A 17,814-nucleotide genomic window follows, 5' to 3' on the forward strand; every position below is an offset into this window, starting at 1 on the left:
TCTATGGCGACTCTGTGGCGACGCAGCAATCAGCGATCTCTCACGCGACAGCCACCTTGACGATTGCCTTGACCAGACCCGTCTTTTCTTCCGCCCAGCGCGGGAGATCGACGACGGCTCTGTCAAGTGTTGTGCGGTGAGTGATCAGGGCCTCGACTGGTACAAGGCCGGAAGCGATCGACGCGACCACATGGTCAAAGTCCTGGCGGGTCGCATTGCGGCTTCCGATCAGCGTCATCTCACGCTTGTGGAACTCCGGGTCGGAAAAGCGGATCTCGTCCTTGACGACGCTGACGAAGACCAGCGTGCCGCCATGGGCGACGTAGGAAAAGGCCGCCTGCATCGAGCCACCATGACCCGTGGCATCGAAGACGACGTCGAAACCGTCGCCACCCGTAGCCTCGGCAACGCGCGCCGCCACGTCCGCATCCGCGACAATGCCATTGGCAAGGCCGAGCTTCCGCGCGGCAAAGTCCAGCCGTTCGGCGCTGGTGTCGATCAGCGTCACCTGATGGCCGGCAATGCGCGAGAAGATCGCGGTGCCGAGACCAATCGGCCCTGCCCCGATGACCAATGATCGCGCGCCTGTCGCCATCGCCGCGCGCCGCACCGCATGGGCGCCGATCGCCAGAAACTCGACGGTGGCCGCCGCTTCGGGGGACAGGTCCTGCGCCGGATAAAGATTACCCTCCGGCACGACAATCTCTTCGCAGAAGGCACCATCGGTATGGACGCCGAGTACCCTGATGGCCGTGCAGCAGTTCGGTTTGCCCTTTCGACAGGCAACGCAGTTGCCGCAGGAAAGATAGGGGTTCACCACGACCGGCGTGCCGGGCGCAATCGACGTGCCGCGACCACCGGAGATGACCGTTGCCGATATCTCGTGGCCCATGACCCTGGGATATTCAAGGAACGGATGCTTGCCGGCGAAGATATGATAATCGGTGCCGCAGATGCCGACATGGCTGACGGCAAGACGCACCCAACCGTCAGGCACGTTGTCCGCCGGCGGACGGTCGACGACCTCCAGGCGGCCGGGTTCGAGGCAGAGCACGGCTTTCATGGCATTTCCCACGGAATGTTCGGAGCCTGCGCCTAGCGGGCGCTGCGGCGCCGGAGTTGGTCGAAATAGACGATGACGATGATCAGAACGCCGGTGATGATGCGCTGCCAGAACGAGTTGACGTTCAGGAGATTGGCGCCGTTGTTGATCGTCGCGAGGATGAAGGCGCCGAGCAGCGGCCCGTGCACCGAACCGACCGCGCCGAACAAGCTGGTACCGCCGATGACCGACGAGGCGATCGCCTGCAGTTCCCAGCCTTCGGCTTGCGTGGCGTTGCCGATGCCGATGCGCGAGGCGAGCAGCAGGCCGACGAAGGCAGCGCAAGTCGAGGAGAGGATATAGGCGAGATAGATGGTGCGGTGGACATTGACGCCGGAGAGGCGTGCGGCCTCGCTGTTCGACCCGACGGCGAAGAGGTAGCGCCCGAAGCGGCTCAAATGCAGGAAGACATAGGCCGGGATCGCCACCACGATCACCATCCAGAACAGGCTGGGCACGCCGAGGAAATCCGCCCGCGAGAAGTTGGTGAAGGCTTCATTGGTGATCGAGATCGTCGAGCCGTTGGTGATCAGCAGGCCGATGCCACGGAGCGAGGTGAGGGTCGCAAGCGTGATGATGAAGGGCGGCAGGCCCATGCGTACGATGCCGAAGGCGTGGAAGGCGCCGATCAGCACTCCGAAGGCAAGCGTGAGCAGGATGGCGGCCCAAAGCGGCATGCCGGCCGCAAGCAGCCAGGCGACGATGACGCTGGTGAAGCCGACCACCGCGCCCACCGAAAGATCGATGCCGGCGGTGATGATGACGAAGGTTTGGCCGACCGCAAGGATCGCCGTCATCGCGCCCTGGCGCAGCAGGTTGCTGATGTTGTTGGGCGTCCAGAAACTGTTGGTGGCGAAGCCCAGCAGCAGCCACAGGAACAGAAGCAGCCCCAAGAGGGTGAGGCCGAACAGAATGCTCACGCCCTTGCGTGGCGCCGCGCTGGCGCTGCTCTCCACCGTTTCCGCACTCATGATCTTCCTCCCTGCATCCCTCAAGTTTCTTAGATCATGATGATCTTGGTCTATCCGACCAAGACATCATGATCGTCTTCATCAGCTGGAGCGGGATGCGGGCGGAAAACCGCTCACCTCATCCCGCTCTAAGCGTTCAAACACCGATCGCCTGCGTCAGCACTTCCTCATGGCTTGCGGCGCGGTAATCATGGCTGGCAACCAGCCGGCCGCGCCGGAACACGTGCAGCCGATCCGCGAGCTCGTAGACTTCAGGCAGATAGGACGAGATCAGGATGATGCCCGCCCCGTTCTCCAGAAGCCGCGCGAACAGGCGGTAGATTTCCGCCTTGGTGCCAACGTCGACGCCGACGGTCGGCTCGTCGAAAATGAAGAGCTTGGCACCGTGGCTCAGCCATTTGCCAATGACAATCTTCTGCTGGTTGCCGCCGGACATGGCGGACGCCAAGACCCGGCGCGAAGGCGTCTTGATCTTCAGGTCGCGGATCTGCCGGTCGGCATTCTCCCGCTCCTGCTGGCCGTTGATCGTCAGCCCACGCGTCAGCCGGCTAAAAACCGGCAGGTTGATGTTGAGGCCGATCGGCAGATTGAGGCACAGGCCCTGGTCGCGACGGCTTTCCGGCGCCAGCGCGATACCGAGATCCATGGCGACACGCTCACTGGCGATATCCACCTTGCGCCCCTTCCAATAGACCTCGCCGGCGCTCGGGCGATGGCGTCCATAGAGGCCGAGCGCAAACTCGCTGCGCCCCGCTCCGATCAACCCGTAGAGGCCGACGATCTCGCCGGCGCGAACGGTCAGCGATACATCCTGGAATCCGGGACCGCTCAAGTCTCGCGTTTCGACGATGACTTCGCCGAGCGGAAAATGCTCCTTGTGATAGATCTGCTCGATCGTGCGGTTGATCATCAACGCGATCAGTTCCGCCTCGTTCGTTTCGCCGATCTTGCGGGTACCGACATGGGTGCCGTCACGCAGCACCGAGACGCGATCGGCAAGCTCGAAGACTTCTTCCATGCGGTGGCTGATATAGACGATGGTCACGCCTTCGGCCTGGAGCCTGCGGATCAGCCGGAAGAGCTGGGCCGATTCCTGCCGGGTCAGATAGGCCGTCGGCTCGTCGAAGATCAGGAACTGCGTGCCGCGCATCGCGGCGCGCGCGGTGGCGACGAGCTGCTGCTGGCCGATCGTCAGACTGCCAAGCACGGCAGCGGCGGGCAGGTTGAAGCCGAGATCGTCGAGTACGCGCTGGGCCGCATCGGTCATGGCGCGCTTGCGCATCAGTCCGTTGCGGTTGATCTCGTCGCCGAGAAACATGTTGGCCGCCACCGTCAGGTGGGCGCAGAGCACGACCTCCTGGTGCACGGCGTTGATGCCGCGTTCGATCGCCTCGTGCGGCGTGTCGAGCTGGACCGGTTTGCCGCACCAGAAGATCTCACCGGATGTGCGGTTGATGACGCCGGTCAGAAGCTTGATCAGCGTCGACTTGCCGGCACCGTTCTCGCCGACGATTGCGTGAATCTCACCGGACAGAAAGGTCAGCGACGCCGGTTTCAAGGCTTCCACGGCACCGTATTTCTTCTGCAGGGCGCGCAGTTCCAGGATCGGTTCGCCCTTCGGAACCGGATGGCGCGTTGCCACGTGCAGGCCTTCAGTCCTGATGTCGCGCGCCTCTTGCAACTCGGTCATCCGCGCATTCCTCCCATCGCAGAGATCGCTTGCGACCGGTCCTCGTTCCGGTCGCAAGCGGGTGCGGCGGGCAAGCGGCCCGCCGCGGCCGTCGTCACTTGACCTTCGGGTTCAAAAGAGCGTCGATCTTCGGTTCGGCCATATTGGCCTTGGTCACCAGATTGGCACCGGTATCGACATTCTTTTCGACCTTTTCACCCTTGGAAACGGCCAGCGCCGTCTTCACGCCATCATAGCCCATGCGGTAGGGATCCTGAACGACGAGACCGGCCAGAACGCCTTCCTTGAGGAAGCCGACCGTCTTGTCGTCGCTGTCGAAGCCGATCACCTTGATCTTGTCGCCGAGCTTGTTTTCGGCGATCGCCTGGCCGACGCCCTGCGCCATGATCAGGTTGGAGGCGAAGACGCCAACAAGATTGGGATTGGCGGTGATCAGGTCGGTCATGATGTTGAGGCCGGTGGTCGCCTGGCCGTCGGCATATTTGTCGGCCACGACCTTGAAGCCCGGATACTTCGTCTTGACCTGATCGAGGAAGCCCTCGCGGCGCTGGTCGAGCGAGCCGACGCCCGGAAGGCTGGTGATGATGGCGATTTCGCCCTCTTCCTTGCCGGTCATTTCCTTGACCGCCGCAGCAAGACCGTCGGCAGCGATGCGGCCGCCCTGGACGTTGTCGGTGGTGAGGAACGAGGAGAAGGCCTTCGAGTCCGCGCCGGAGTCGATGCCGATGATCGGAACAGCCTTCGCCGCCTCATCGATCGGCTTGCCGAGCGCCTTGAATTCCGTTGGCGAGATGACGACAGCAGCCGGAGCGCCGGCAACCGCGTTCTCGAGAATGCTGATCTGGCCGTTGATGTCGGACTCGGATTGGGCCCCGAGTTCAGGTACATTGACGCCCAGGTCCTTGCCGGCGGCGCGCGCGCCGGCCAGCACGATCTGCCAGTAGAAGGACGTGGTGTCCTTGACGATGATCGGGATCGTCACGTCCTGCGCGAAGGACGCGACCGGCGACATGCCGGCGATCATCGCAGCACCGGCCAGGGCGGTGAAGGCGCGACGGGTAAGACTGCTTTTCAGAATGCTCATCCCAGGTTTCCTCTCAGTGCACCGTGTTCCACTTCTTGGAGGTCGATCGCAGGTGCCGGCTATCGACCTTTTATCGATAAAAAACATATCTGAATGCTAGTACGACAATTCCGGCTTGGCAAGCTGCCGGAACAGCATTTCAAGCCGCAAGGCGGCCGCGTTCCGCTAGACCCGAACCGGCTCGTCTCCGAGCTCCGGCGCGACCAGCGTGAACGGTTCAAAAGCCGCGAAATCCGCCGCGGAAAACCGGTGTTCGGTGAGTGCCATGTTGCGGGTCAGGCTCTCCGGCTTGGCGGTCCCGAGCAGCACGGAGGCAACCATGGGGTGACCGAGGGGAAACTGCATGGCTGGTGCCGCGAGCGGCACATTCATGCCGCGAGCAACCGCCTCCATGGCGCCGACCTTTTGCCGGATATCTTCCGTTGCCGGCATGTAATCGAAATGCGCGCCTTCGACCGGACCTGTGGCCAGGATGCCCGAATTGAAGACCCCGCCGACGACAAGCGAGGTCTGCTTCTTTTCACAGAGCGGCAAGAGTTCGGCGACGGCCGAGCGATCGAGCAAGGTATAGCGGCCGGCCAGAAGGATGCAGTCGATATCGGCGCGGCGCATGACCTCAAGGCAAACCGGTACCTCGTTCACGCCGAGACCAAAGGCGGCGATGGTTCCTGAGGATTTCAGCTCCTCCAGCGCCTTCAGGCCGCCCTCCAGCAACTGCCTCATATAGACGGCGTTTCGGGCGGCGCCATGGGTATAGACGCCGATATCGTGCACATAGAGAATGTCGATGCGATTGAGCCCCAGCCGGGCATAGCTGAACTCGACGGAGCGCATGATGCCGTCGTAGCTGTAGTCGTAGCTGACGTCGAAATTGAGCGGCTTCACATAGGAATAGTCGGGCACCTTGCCTTCCGGCACCGGATGAAGGAGCCGGCCAACCTTGGTGGAGAGGACGAAATCATCGCGCGGCTTGTCGCGCAAGAAGTCGCCGACCCGGCGCTCGGCAAGGCCCAGGCCATAATAAGGCGCAACGTCGAAATAGCGCAGGCCGGCGGACCAGGCGGTCTCCAGCGTCGCGATTGCCGCCTCACGGGTGCACTCCCGGTAGAGCCCGCCAAGCCCGGCAGCGCCGAAGCTATATTCGGTCACCGCCAGTTCGGTTCGACCGATCCGTCTCGTCTGCATTCCCCGTCTCCTCCTCCAAGGATGCCAGTCGTTCCGTATTTAGAGCGTCGCCCCCAGATGCCAGGGTACGAACTCGTTGTCGCCATAGCCGAAGAGCTCGCTCTTGGTCTTGCGCCCCGAGGCGGTCTCGACGATCAGGTCGAAGATCTCGCGGCCAAGCCCTGCGATGCTCGCCTCGCCCGAAGCGATCACGCCGCAATCGATGTCCATGTCCTCTTCCATCGCCTTGAACAGCGCCGTGTTGCTGGTGAGCTTGATCGATGGCGCCGGCCGACAGCCGAAACAACTGCCGCGGCCGGTGGTAAAGGCGATGACATTGGCGCCGCCAGCAACCTGGCCGGTCGCCGATACCGGATCGTAGCCGGGCGTATCCATGAAGACGAGCCCGTGCTCGGTCACCCGTTCGGCGTAGCGATAGACCGCATTCAGCGGTGACCGGCCTCCTTTGGCCACGGCACCGAGCGATTTTTCGAGAATGGTCGTCAAGCCGCCACGCTTGTTGCCCGGCGATGGATTGTTGTCGAGCGAGGCGCCGTGCATCGCCACATAGCTCTCCCACCAGGCGATCAGTCCATCGAGCTTCATCGCCACGGTTTCGTTGACAGCCCGGCTGCGCAGCAGATGTTCGGCGCCGTAGATCTCCGAGGTCTCGGAGAGGATTGCCGTACCGCCAGCCGCCGCAAGGATATCGACCGCGGCGCCAAGCGCCGGGTTGGCGGTAATACCTGATAGCCCATCGGATCCGCCGCATTGCAGGCCGACGACGATCTCGCTCACCGGAATGGCAACGCGACGCGCTTTGCCGACTTCGGCAGCAATTTCCTCGAGAATACCGAGGGCCTTTTCCACCGAACGCCGCGACCCGCCGGCTTCCTGAATGTTGAAGTGACGCTTTTCGCCGCCGGCGCCGCTCTGGCCATAAAGCGTCAACTGGTTGACCTCGCAGCCGAGGCCCACCATCAGCACGCCGCCGAAATTGGCGTGGCGGGCGTAGCCGGCGAGCGTTCGGTGCAGATTGGCCATGCCGTCGCCGGTCGACGACATGCCGCAACCCTGGTCATGCACGATCGGCACGAACCCATCGATGCCGTCGTATTTCGGGAGGATGCGCCTGTTCGCCTCCTCGGCGATGGCCCGACAGACAGTGGTGGAACAGTTCACGCTGGCGACGACACCGATATAGTTTCGCGTCGCCGCCCGCCCGTCGCCACGGCGATAGCCCATGAATGTGCGCGCCTTGTCGGCATCACTTGCTGCTTCCGGCGTTCCCTGCGGGCCGATCGCCAGGCGATCCCGGTCAAAGGCGAGGTTGTGGGAGTGCACATGGTCGCCCGGCGCAATATCGGCAGTCGCCCGTCCGATCGCCTGGGCGTATTTGATGACCGGTTCGCCGGCGCGGATGGCGCGGATCGCGATCTTGTGGCCGGCATCGACCTTTGCTGCCGCGCGCGCACCATTTGGCAGTGCGTCGCCGGCGGCAATCGCCAAAGTCGCCACGACGACGTTGTCCTCCGGTGCGAGCAGGATGGTGGACGGCGCAGACACCGATTTCTCCGTTATTGTTAAGGCCTGTTCTTCTGTCTTTTATCTACAATAGACAGATCGTCGTCAATGGGTATTATAGCAAAAACGTCGCTGACGCCGTCGGGCCAATGACCGGGTGAACGGGAGGAACAGATGTTGATGACAGACGGAGACAAAACCGGATCGCCGCGATAGAGGAGCGTTCCTGATAAACGCAGAGAATTTCGAACCGGCCGGATCTTGCCATGGCAAAACAGAACACCGTCTTCAAGGATGCCTATAACCGCTGCTTGAAGCTTCTGGCGGAAACATCCTCGCTGCCCTCCGAGCCGGAGCTTGGGCAGGTGCTCGGCGTCAGCCGCACGACGGTGCGCGCAATCCTCGGCCGCTTCGAAGAACTGCAGCTGATCGCCTGGGACAAGCGCAAGAAGAACGTGCTGCGGCAGCCTCGCCCCGACGACTATTTTCCGACGGAAGAAACAGATTCGCTTGCCGAGATCATCGAGCGCAGTTTCATGCGCCGGATTCTCGCTGGCGGCGCCGAGCCCGGCATGCAGATCAACGAGCTCGAACTGGCACGCGAGATCGGCACCGGGACGACCAGCGTACGCGAGTTCCTGATCCGCTTCAGCCGCTTCGGCCTGATCGAGAAGCGGCCGAATAGCCACTGGATCCTCAAGGGCTTCACGCGGGAGTTTGCGCTGGAGCTGACGGAAGTGCGCGAGATGTTCGAATTGCGTTCGGCCGCGCGCTTCGTCTCCTTGCCGCACGATCACCCCGCGTGGGAGGAGCTCAAGAAAATCGAGGCCCTGCACCGGGAAATCCTGGCCGATATCGACAACCGCTATCGGGAATTCTCCGAACTGGACGAGCAGTTCCACTTGCTGGTGCACAAGGCGTCCAGCAATCGCTTCATCGTCGATTTCTATGACATCATCGCGATCGTCTTCCACTATCACTACCAGTGGAACAAGACGAATGCCCGCCAGCGCAACGCGCGCGCGCTGGAAGAACACCTTGCCTATATCGAGGCGTTGCGCTCGCATGACCCGGCAAAGGCCGAACAGGCCTGCCGGCGCCATCTCCAATCCGCGCGCGAGACCTTGCTTCAATCCATTCCATAGCCAGCTACCGGAGCCACACATGACGACACCGATCGTGCAATTCGGGACCAGCCGTTTCCTTCAAGCCCATGCCGATCTCTTCGTCAGCGAGGCGCTGAAATCCGGTCAGGCGCCCGGGCCGATCACCATCGTCCAGACAACCGGATCCCGGGAACGCGCCGGGCGGCTTGCGGCACTTGCCCGCCCCGAAGGCTTTCCGGTCGTCATCCGCGGCATCCAGGGCGGCGAGCGGATCGACCGAACAGAACAGGTCACCAGTGTAACGCGGGCGCTCTCGACCGCCGAAAATTGGAACGAGATCCGGGAGATCGTTGCCGACGAGGCCGAGATCCTGATCTCCAATACCGGCGATACGGGCTACCAGGTCGGCGACGACGACCTGGTGACGGAGATTCCGCGTTCTTTTCCCGGCAAGCTGCTTCTGCTCTTGAAGGCGCGCTTCGATTCGGGTGCGCTTCCCCTGACGATCCTTCCTTGCGAGCTCGTGTCGCGCAACGGCGATGTGCTGAAAGCGCTGATGCTGCGGCTTGCGGCCGAGCGGGTCAAAGGCAACGCTTTCACCATGTGGCTGGACAAGAACGTCGTCTGGGCAAACACCCTGGTCGACCGCATCGTCTCCGAACCGCTGGAGCCCGCCGGCGCGATTGCCGAGCCCTATGCGCTGTGGGCAATCGAAAATCAGCCCGGTCTACGCTCGCCCTGTGCCCATCCGTCCGTGAAACTCGTGGACGACCTGACGCCCTATGAGAAGCTGAAGCTTCACATCCTCAACCTCGGTCACACGGTGCTTGCGGATCTTTGGCTCAAGGAAGGCCGTGACCCGAACGAGACCGTCCGGGAGATCCTCGCCGACGCACGCGTGGCAGCCCGGCTGGACCACATCTATCGATCCGAAGTCATTCCCGCCTTCGCCGCCAAGGGTATGGAGAACGAGGCGATCACCTATGCTGCAGCGACGCTGGAGCGCTTCGGAAACCCGTTCCTCAACCACCGCCTTGGCGATATCGCCAACCATCACCGCGAAAAGATCGAGCGCCGGATCGTCGACCTCCAGCGCTGGAGCCCGGGCGTTTCGATGCCCGAACTCGCCGCGATCTCGGATCAGTAGCCGGATTCCTGCTTCCTTGGTGCCGAAGCGACCTCGCCTTGAAACTCCTGGCGCAGCGCCGTCGTCGCGCGAACGAGCGACGTGACGTCCGTGCCGATCGCCATGAAATCGGCGCCGAGCTCGCGGTAGTCGCGCGCCTGCTCGAGGTCGAGCGTCATGATGCCCCTCGCCTTGCCGGCCTTCTTGATGCGCTCAAACGCGTCGGCAATCGCCGCGCGCACCTCCGGATGGCCCGGTTTGCCGAGATAACCCATGTCCGCCGCCAGGTCGGACGGACCGATGAAGAGGCCATCGACGCCGTCGAGTGCGGCAATCTCGTCGATCGCGGCAAGCCCTGCACGGCTTTCGATCTGCAGGATCAGGCAGATCTCGTCGCCGGCGGTTTGGAGATAGTCGCCGATACGGCCGAACTGAGACGCGCGGCCGAGGGCGGCACCGACGCCACGAACGCCATGGGGCGGATAGCGCGTGGCGCGCACCAGTTGCTGCGCCTGCGCCAGGCTTTCGACCATCGGGATCAGCAGGGTCTGCACCCCGGTGTCGAGGATCTGCTTGATCAACACGGTATCGCCGACCGGCAGACGGACCATCGGATGGCTGGCTGATGTCGAGACCGCGCGAAACTGTGCCGACAGCAGCGGGATATCGTTCGGCGCATGCTCGCCGTCGATCAGCAGCCAGTCATAGCCGCTGCCGGCCACCACTTCCGCCGCATAGGGGCTGGCAAGCGCCACCCATAGTCCAAGCTGGAAGCGGTTTTCGCGCAGAGCTGCCTTAAAGGGGTTCTTCGGTGCCGGCATGTCTGTTCTCCTTAAACGCAGCGTGGAACTTCGCCCCCTCACCCGCTTGCCGGTTCCGCTCCCCGTAAACGGAGACAAGACCGCGCCGCCTTGAAATCCCTTTTCTCCGCTCGCGCCGAGAGGGCTGGGGTGTGAGGGCCGACCTCACGCCATCGATAGATTCGACTGCGAAGACTAACGCCTTGCTGGCAAAAGAAAACCGGCCAAAACACTGGCCGGTTTTCTGCAAGTCGGGTTTTCGCCTGTTTCAGGCAACGCCGCCAAGGCAGACGTATTTGATCTCGGTGAACTCCTCGATGCCGTACCTGGAACCCTCACGGCCGAGACCGGAGAGTTTCACGCCGCCGAACGGCGCTTCCGCCGTCGAGATCAGCCCGGTGTTGACGCCGACCATGCCGTATTCCAGTGCTTCGGCGACACGAAACACGCGGGCCAGATCCTTGGCATAGAAGTAGGATGCGAGACCAAATTCGGTATCGTTTGCCTGCTCGACCACATCGGACTCGTCCTTGAAGCGGAAGAGCGGCGCGACCGGCCCGAAGGTTTCCTCGCGCGCAACTGCCATCGCCTGGGTGACATCGGCCAGGACCGTCGCCTCATAGAAAGTGCCGCCGAGTGTGTGGCGCTTGCCGCCCTGGATCACGCGTGCGCCCTTGGAGGTGGCGTCAGCGATGTGCTCCTCCACCTTCTCCAGCGCCGCCTTGTCGATCAGCGGGCCCAAGATCACGCCCTCATCGAGGCCGTTGCCGATCTTCAGCTTGGCGACCGCCTTGGCGAGCTTGTCGGAGAAGGCGTCGTAGACCTTGTCCTGCACATAGATGCGGTTGGCGCAGACGCAGGTCTGGCCGTTGTTGCGGAACTTGGCGATCAGCGCGCCTTCAACTGCGGCATCGAGATCGGCATCGTCGAAAACGATGAACGGCGCATTGCCGCCGAGTTCGAGACCGAGCTTCTTGATCGTGCCGGCACTCTGGCGATAGAGCTCGGCGCCGACTTCGGTCGAACCGGTGAAGGTGAGCTTGCGCACGACAGGGTTGGAGGTCATCTCGGCGCCGATCTCGCGGGCGGAGCCGGTGATGACGCTGAAGAGGCCCTTCGGCAGCCCGGCGCGTTCGGCAAGGATCGCGATCGCTATCGCCGAGAATGGTGTCTGCGCTGCTGGCTTCAGCACCATGGCACAGCCGGCGGCGAAGGCCGGGCCGGCCTTGCGGGTGATCATCGCATTGGGGAAGTTCCACGGCGTGATGGCCGCGACGACGCCGATCGGCTGCTTCATCACCAGGATGCGCTTGTCGGGCTGATGGCCGGGGATCAGGTCACCATAGATGCGGCGCGCTTCTTCGGCGAACCACTCGACGAAGCTTGCGCCATAGACGATTTCGCCGGTGGCTTCCGCCAGCGGCTTGCCCTGTTCCAGCGTCAGGATGCGGCCGAGATCCTCCTTGTTCTCGATCATCAGCTCGAACCATTTGCGCAGGATGCCGGCGCGCTCCTTGGCCGTGCGCGCCGCCCAGCCCTTCTGGGCCAGACGCGCCGCCTCGATCGCTGCCTTGGTTTCCTTGGCGCCAAGCTTCGGCACTCGGCCGATGATCTCGCCGGTCGCGGGGTTGTTCACCTCGATCGCGTTCGCCGCGTCTGCCTCGATCCACTCGCCGCCGACGAGGGCTGCCTGGCGAAACAATGATGGGTCTTTAAACGACATGATCCGTCCTCTCTCAAAATCTACAGAACTTATACAACTTTTTTACTGGAAACGGCAATGACCCACGCGACCGTTTCTGCACTTTCCTGACGCGCGCAGCCTACAGATCGCATGCACGTTTGCGTGCGCCGCCCAACCCGGTTTCATCCGCACCCGTCCTCATGTAGCGTCCGAAACGAATCGAGCCATAGGCGCCGGGGACAGATCAGGCGCTGAAAAGCTGCTGAGGATTTAGAGAACACATAGAAGAGGCATGTCCATGACGGCGACCGACAATAGAAAAGCCGACTATCCCATCGATGCCATGTTCCTTGAGCGCTGGTCGCCCCGCGCCTTCACCCACGAGGAGATCGCGGAACGCGAGTTGCTTTCCTTCTTCGAAGCGGCCCGCTGGGCACCTTCGGCAAGCAACCGACAGCCCTGGCGTTTCGTCTACGCCCGCCGCGGAACGGAACATTTCCCGGTGCTGCTCGACATTCTCGACGAGGGCAACCAGCGCTGGGCGAAGAATGCGGCAGCGCTCCTGATCGTCATTTCGAGAACCCATAACCAGGCACAGAATGGAGAAATGCGCTCGGCCTACACCCATGCCTTCGACACGGGCGCCGCCTGGTACAGCCTTGCCTTGCAGGTTTCGCTTTCCGGCTGGCACGCCCATGGCATGGCGGGCATCGACCGCGACAAGGCCATGCGCGTTCTGAACGTTCCCGAACATTACCGGGTCGAGGCCGCCGTTGCGATCGGCCGGCTGGCCGATCCCTCGACGCTGCCTGACGATCTGCGCGCGCGGGAAATCCCAAGCCAACGCAAGCCGGTCAGCGAGTTCGCCTTCGAAGGCCAGTTCAAGGGCGAATAACGAAAAATCCCGGTGCCGCGCGGCACCGGGATCCCAATCGGCAATGATTTTCGGAAAGATCAGATGTCGAGGTTGGCGACGCTCAGCGCGTTTTCCTGGATGAAATCGCGGCGCGGCTCGACCTCGTCGCCCATCAGGCGCGAGAACAAGCCGTCAGCATCGGTCGCATCGGCGACCCGGACCTGCAGCAACGAGCGGACGTTCGGGTCGAGCGTCGTTTCCCAGAGCTGCTCGGCGTTCATTTCACCAAGGCCCTTGTAGCGCTGCATCGACAGGCCCTTGCGGCCAGCCGCGAAAATGGCGTCGAGAAGCGCACGCGGTCCGCTGATCTCCTGCGTGCCGTCGCGGCGACGCAGGACCGGCGGGGCGGCATAGACTTCCTTGAGCTTGGCGGTGAGCTGGTCGATGTAGCGGGCATCGGACGAGCCGATCAGCGCCATGTCGAGCACGGCGACTTCCTTGACACCGCGAACCATGCGCTCGAGGCGGAGACCGCCTTCGGCCGTGACCGCACCGGTCCAGCCGCGTTCGGTTTCCTCGGCGATCACGTCGAGGCGACGGGCAACCTCCGCGGCGACCGCCTCGTAGGCGTCGCGCTGGCCGTTGAGCTCGACATTCAGTGCTCCGGCAATCGCTGCCTGCTCGACGATGGAGCGGTTGTAGCGCGAGTGCAGCCCGTTCATCAGATTGCGCAGGCGGAGCGCGTCGTTAATGACTTCGCGCAGATCCTGGCCGGCGCGAACTTCGCCCGATTCCAGCTCTAGCGTCGCTTCTTCCAGGCCCATCGTGATCAGGTAGTCTTCCAGCGCCTGCTCGTTCTTGAGGTACTGGGCCGACTTGCCGCGCGTCACCTTATAGAGCGGCGGCTGGGCGATATAGAGATGGCCGCGCTCGATCAGCTCCGGCATCTGACGGAAGAAGAAGGTGAGCAGCAGGGTGCGGATATGGGCGCCGTCGACGTCGGCGTCCGTCATGATGATGATCTTGTGGTAGCGCAGCTTGTCGGCGTTGAACTCGTCCTTGCCGATCGAGGTGCCGAGCGCGGTGATCAGCGTGCCGATTTCCTGGCTCGACAGCATCTTGTCGAAGCGGGCGCGTTCGACGTTGAGGATCTTGCCGCGAAGCGGCAAGATCGCCTGGTTTTCGCGCGAACGGCCCTGTTTGGCGGAGCCGCCTGCCGAGTCCCCTTCCACCAGGAAGAGCTCGGACTTGGCCGGATCGCGCTCGGAGCAGTCGGCAAGCTTTCCGGGCAGCGACGAGATGTCGAGCGCACCCTTGCGGCGCGTCAGTTCGCGGGCCTTGCGGGCGGCCTCGCGGGCAGCAGCCGCTTCGACCACCTTGCCGACGAGGATCTTGGCTTCGCTCGGATGTTCCTCGAACCAGGTGCTGAGCGCTTCGTTGACGAGGCTTTCGACCACCGGACGCACTTCCGACGATACCAGCTTGTCCTTCGTCTGCGACGAGAACTTCGGGTCCGGAACCTTGACCGAAAGAACGGCCGTCAGGCCCTCGCGGCAGTCCTCGCCCTGGAGCGTGACCTTTTCCTTTTTCGTGATGCCCGAGGAATCCGCGTAGGAGGTAACCTGCCGCGTCAGCGCCGCGCGGAAACCGGCCATGTGGGTGCCGCCGTCGCGCTGCGGGATGTTGTTGGTGAAGCAGAGCACGTTTTCGTGGTAGCTGTCGTTCCACCACATGGCGACTTCGACGGTGATGCCGTCCTTCTCGCCACGAATGGCAACCGGCTTATGCACCAGCGGCTTCTTGGCACGGTCGAGATAGGCGACGAAGGCTTCAAGGCCGCCATCGTACATCATCTCGTCCTGGCGAATGTCGGAATGGCGCTTGTCCGTCAACATGATGCGGACGCCGGAGTTCAGGAAGGCGAGTTCGCGCAGACGGTGTTCAAGGATCGAGTAGTCGAACTCGGTCTTGGAGAAGGTCTCAGCGCTCGGCAGGAAGGTTACTTCGGTGCCGGTCGCGTCGCCTGCGTCCCCGGTGACCGCAAGCGGAGCATCGGCGACACCGTGAGTAAAGCTCATCTCGTGGATCTTGCCGGAACGGCGGATCTTCAACTTCAGCGAAACCGACAGCGCGTTGACCACCGACACGCCGACGCCGTGCAGACCGCCCGAGACCTTGTAGGAGTTCTGGTCGAACTTACCGCCGGCGTGCAACTGGGTCATGATGACCTCGGCCGCCGAGACGCCTTCCTCCTTGTGGATGGCGGTCGGGATACCGCGGCCGTTGTCGGTCACCGTCACCGATCCGTCCGGATTGAGCGACACCGTAACGATGTCGGCATGACCGGCGAGCGCCTCGTCGATCGCGTTGTCGACGACTTCGTAGACCATGTGATGCAGACCGGAGCCGTCGTCCGTGTCGCCGATATACATGCCAGGCCGCTTGCGCACGGCATCCAGGCCCTTCAGCACCTTGATGGAATCGGCACCATATTCGGCGCTGGCGCCGGTTTCGGTCTCAGGAATATCGGTCATTCAGCTACGGGTCTTTCCAGGTTCTTCGGACATGGTGATTCGTTGCGAATCACGTCTCGGACGCCTCGTGGACTATAGAAAATTTGTCCACGGTTCCAAATCCCGGACCGCCAGGCAGCGGCCGGAAACAGGCATTCATCCCCTGTCATTATCAGGAAATGTGGCTTTTTCCAAAACATCTTCCAGGGCGCGGATCGTCTCTGGCGACAAAGCGCGGATTTGCTCGCTGAGCCGGTTGGCAAATGCCGTGTGCTCGGGCGTCAGGCCCGACGTGTCCAGCACGACTTTCGGGGCGGAGACGTTGGCGATACGGAACAGTTCCTCCGCCTCATCCCATATGACGTTGAAGTAGCCTGCCACCCGCTGGAGAAAATCGAAACTCGGCGCACCGCGCTTTCCGTGTTCAAGGGCTGAAAGATAGGCGGCAGAAACGTTGAGCGCCGCCGCCATCTGTTTCTGCGACACGCCCTTCCTGCGCCTGAGTTCGCGCAGCGCCTCGCCGAAGGGCGTCATATCGCGCTCCCGCGGGTACGGGCCAATCGAACGTAGAGAGCGCCTTCTCCGCCATGATTGCGGGCAGCCTGCTCATAGGAGGAGATCAGCGGCCGGAACTCAGGCAGGGAGAACCAAAGCGGCACAGCCCGTTTCAAAGCGCCGTCGCTACCGAACGAGGTGCCCTTACCGGTAATGACGAGCACATGGCGCAGCCCCCGCTCATGCGCCCTCAGAAGAAACTGCAGCAGCAAGCCATGCGCTTCGCTCTGGATCATGCCGTGCAGGTCGATCCGCGCCTCGAGTGTCAGGCGCCCCTTGGCAAGCTTGCGCTTGACCGGCTGCTCAAGCGGATGATGCACTTTCTCGCCCGGCCTTTTCGTCAGCGTGATGCCCGGCGGCTCGACGGTACCGGTCGGTTTCTGTTGCTGCTTGGCTTTCGGTTCTTCCTGCGGTTTTGGCTGTTCGTCCTCGGCCAACATCTCCATCAGGTCGTCGAGCCGGCCCGGCATCGGTCTCGTCGAGCGGGCAACCTTGCCCCAGAGAATGCGATCTTCGGACGAAAGCTTCTTTTCCTTAGGCATGGCCGTATCGTGCCGCGGCAGCCCTGGGAACAAAGACATAAAAATCCGCCGCATTGCGGACTGCGCCCGCCCGTTCGCCAGCCTCGAAGCCGGAACCGGTGAAGATGTCACCGCGCGCCGGCCCAACGATCGCCGAACCCGTGTCGAGCGCCAGCATCAGGCGCTGGAAGGGCTTTCCGTCGTCGAGGCGCGTCAGGCTCTCGCTCGCGATATAGAAGGGCACGCCGAAAGTGTGGATCAGGCGATCCACTGCCAAGGAACGCCCCGGCTCGAGTGAGACCTTGGCGGCGGCGATCGGACCCAGGTGCTCGTCCTCGACCGCGGCCTCACGGAAGAAGATGAACGACCGGTTGTGCCAGAGCACTTCATCGACGTCGTCCGGGTGCGCCTCCAGCCAGGCACGGATGCTCATCATCGAGACGGTCGCGGCATCGATCTTGCCGCGCTCGATTAGCAATTTGCCGACCGGCGAGAAATAGTGTCCGGTCTTGGCAGCATAGGTCACGCGACGGCGCGAACCGTCCGGGAAAACGAGCCGCGCAGCACCCTGCACATGCACGAAAAATACATCGACCTTGGATTTTGCATAGGCAATTTCCAGGCCGCGGCCAATCAAATAGCCCTGTTCGATGGCCCGCCTGTCCGGATACTCGCTGATCCGGTCACCGTCAGAAAGGCCAAAGGCGAAATAGGGATCCATGCCATCGGGTCGGTTGCTGTCATCGATATCGACCAGGTCGTCCGGCCGGCGATAAAGCGGATAACGATAGGTTTCGTTCGCTTCAGCACGGACTTCGATTTCCGGTTCGTAGAACGCGGTCACGAATCCGGAACCGGCGTCCGGGCCGATCAGAAACGGCACGAAGTGCTTCTCGAAAAATGCCCGCGCGCCTTCAGCCGTATCGATGTCCGCCGACGAGGCTGAGAGAGCCGGCATCAGATCATCGACCGAGATCCCGAGCGAACCGGTGCGATAGGGCTTGACCGTCGAGACGTACTTCTGACAGCGGCGCATCGCCTCGATCACCTTGGTCGGGTCGTCGTCCCGCCAGCCGGGAAGATCGTCGAAACTGACGGGTTCAAGTCGAAAGGACATG

15 protein-coding genes are annotated in these 17,814 nt (G+C 62.6%); 3 read left to right on the forward strand and 12 right to left on the reverse strand.

The annotated features are described in order from the left end of the window. Positions 1-40: 40 nt before the first annotated feature. The 6 genes from ACQ5BM_RS29085 to ACQ5BM_RS29110 all read right to left on the reverse strand — a co-directional run bounded on the left by ACQ5BM_RS29085 (position 41) and on the right by ACQ5BM_RS29110 (position 7,577). Entirely contained in the window at positions 41-1,063 is a 1,023-nt protein-coding gene (locus ACQ5BM_RS29085; RefSeq protein ID WP_429818779.1) for a zinc-binding alcohol dehydrogenase family protein, read from the reverse strand. Between the two features lie 32 nt (positions 1,064-1,095). After that, positions 1,096-2,073 (reverse strand): ABC transporter permease, encoded by a 978-nt coding sequence (locus ACQ5BM_RS29090; protein WP_429818781.1) that lies wholly within the window; start codon positions 2,071-2,073, stop codon positions 1,096-1,098. 136 nt (positions 2,074-2,209) lie between these two features. Beyond that, complete coding sequence (locus ACQ5BM_RS29095; protein WP_429818783.1) at positions 2,210-3,763, reverse strand: sugar ABC transporter ATP-binding protein; 1,554 nt, start codon at positions 3,761-3,763, stop codon at positions 2,210-2,212. Between the two features lie 94 nt (positions 3,764-3,857). Continuing rightward, positions 3,858-4,847: an ABC transporter substrate-binding protein gene (locus tag ACQ5BM_RS29100; protein ID WP_247959324.1), complete on the reverse strand. Its 990-nt coding sequence runs from the start codon at positions 4,845-4,847 to the stop codon at positions 3,858-3,860. Between the two features lie 165 nt (positions 4,848-5,012). After that, entirely contained in the window at positions 5,013-6,032 is a 1,020-nt protein-coding gene (locus tag ACQ5BM_RS29105) for an aldo/keto reductase (RefSeq protein ID WP_429818786.1), read from the reverse strand. A gap of 39 nt (positions 6,033-6,071) precedes the next feature. Next, positions 6,072-7,577 (reverse strand): UxaA family hydrolase, encoded by a 1,506-nt coding sequence (locus ACQ5BM_RS29110; RefSeq protein ID WP_429818788.1) that lies wholly within the window; start codon positions 7,575-7,577, stop codon positions 6,072-6,074. 224 nt (positions 7,578-7,801) lie between these two features. Here ACQ5BM_RS29110 and ACQ5BM_RS29115 point away from each other — a divergent pair, with 224 nt between their 5' ends. Further along, positions 7,802-8,680 carry an FCD domain-containing protein gene (locus ACQ5BM_RS29115; RefSeq protein ID WP_429818790.1) on the forward strand — a complete coding sequence of 293 codons (879 nt, stop codon included), beginning with the start codon at positions 7,802-7,804 and terminating at the stop codon, positions 8,678-8,680. A gap of 19 nt (positions 8,681-8,699) precedes the next feature. Further along, the gene (locus ACQ5BM_RS29120) at positions 8,700-9,788 is read left to right on the forward strand and encodes a mannitol dehydrogenase family protein (RefSeq protein ID WP_429818792.1); all 1,089 of its coding nucleotides are present in this window, start codon (positions 8,700-8,702) and stop codon (positions 9,786-9,788) included. Here ACQ5BM_RS29120 and hpaI read toward each other — a convergent pair. Further along, positions 9,782-10,588: a 4-hydroxy-2-oxoheptanedioate aldolase gene (gene hpaI, locus ACQ5BM_RS29125; RefSeq protein WP_429818794.1), complete on the reverse strand. Its 807-nt coding sequence runs from the start codon at positions 10,586-10,588 to the stop codon at positions 9,782-9,784. The two genes, ACQ5BM_RS29120 and hpaI, sit on opposite strands and share 7 nt — an antisense overlap. Positions 10,589-10,835: 247 nt before the next feature. Then, positions 10,836-12,290 carry an NADP-dependent succinate-semialdehyde dehydrogenase gene (gabD, locus tag ACQ5BM_RS29130; protein ID WP_429818797.1) on the reverse strand — a complete coding sequence of 485 codons (1,455 nt, stop codon included), beginning with the start codon at positions 12,288-12,290 and terminating at the stop codon, positions 10,836-10,838. A gap of 259 nt (positions 12,291-12,549) precedes the next feature. On the opposite strand from gabD, the gene ACQ5BM_RS29135 reads away from it, so the two are divergent. Beyond that, positions 12,550-13,146 (forward strand): nitroreductase family protein, encoded by a 597-nt coding sequence (locus ACQ5BM_RS29135; protein ID WP_429818799.1) that lies wholly within the window; start codon positions 12,550-12,552, stop codon positions 13,144-13,146. A 59-nt stretch (positions 13,147-13,205) separates the two neighbouring features. Here ACQ5BM_RS29135 and gyrB read toward each other — a convergent pair whose 3' ends face one another. The 4 genes from gyrB to mltA all read right to left on the reverse strand — a co-directional run bounded on the left by gyrB (position 13,206) and on the right by mltA (position 17,813). Beyond that, positions 13,206-15,641 (reverse strand): DNA topoisomerase (ATP-hydrolyzing) subunit B, encoded by a 2,436-nt coding sequence (gene gyrB / locus ACQ5BM_RS29140; RefSeq protein WP_429818801.1) that lies wholly within the window; start codon positions 15,639-15,641, stop codon positions 13,206-13,208. A 135-nt stretch (positions 15,642-15,776) separates the two neighbouring features. Beyond that, positions 15,777-16,154 (reverse strand): helix-turn-helix domain-containing protein, encoded by a 378-nt coding sequence (locus ACQ5BM_RS29145; RefSeq protein ID WP_429818803.1) that lies wholly within the window; start codon positions 16,152-16,154, stop codon positions 15,777-15,779. Further along, complete coding sequence (locus tag ACQ5BM_RS29150; protein ID WP_429818805.1) at positions 16,151-16,717, reverse strand: Smr/MutS family protein; 567 nt, start codon at positions 16,715-16,717, stop codon at positions 16,151-16,153. Before ACQ5BM_RS29150 ends, ACQ5BM_RS29145 begins: the two co-directional genes overlap by 4 nt. Further along, complete coding sequence (gene mltA / locus ACQ5BM_RS29155) at positions 16,710-17,813, reverse strand: murein transglycosylase A (RefSeq protein WP_429818807.1); 1,104 nt, start codon at positions 17,811-17,813, stop codon at positions 16,710-16,712. Before mltA ends, ACQ5BM_RS29150 begins: the two co-directional genes overlap by 8 nt. Position 17,814 lies beyond the last annotated feature (1 nt).

It is taken from the genome of Ensifer sp. B1-9 (genome assembly GCF_050474445.1).
Taxonomy (GTDB): domain Bacteria; phylum Pseudomonadota; class Alphaproteobacteria; order Rhizobiales; family Rhizobiaceae; genus Ensifer.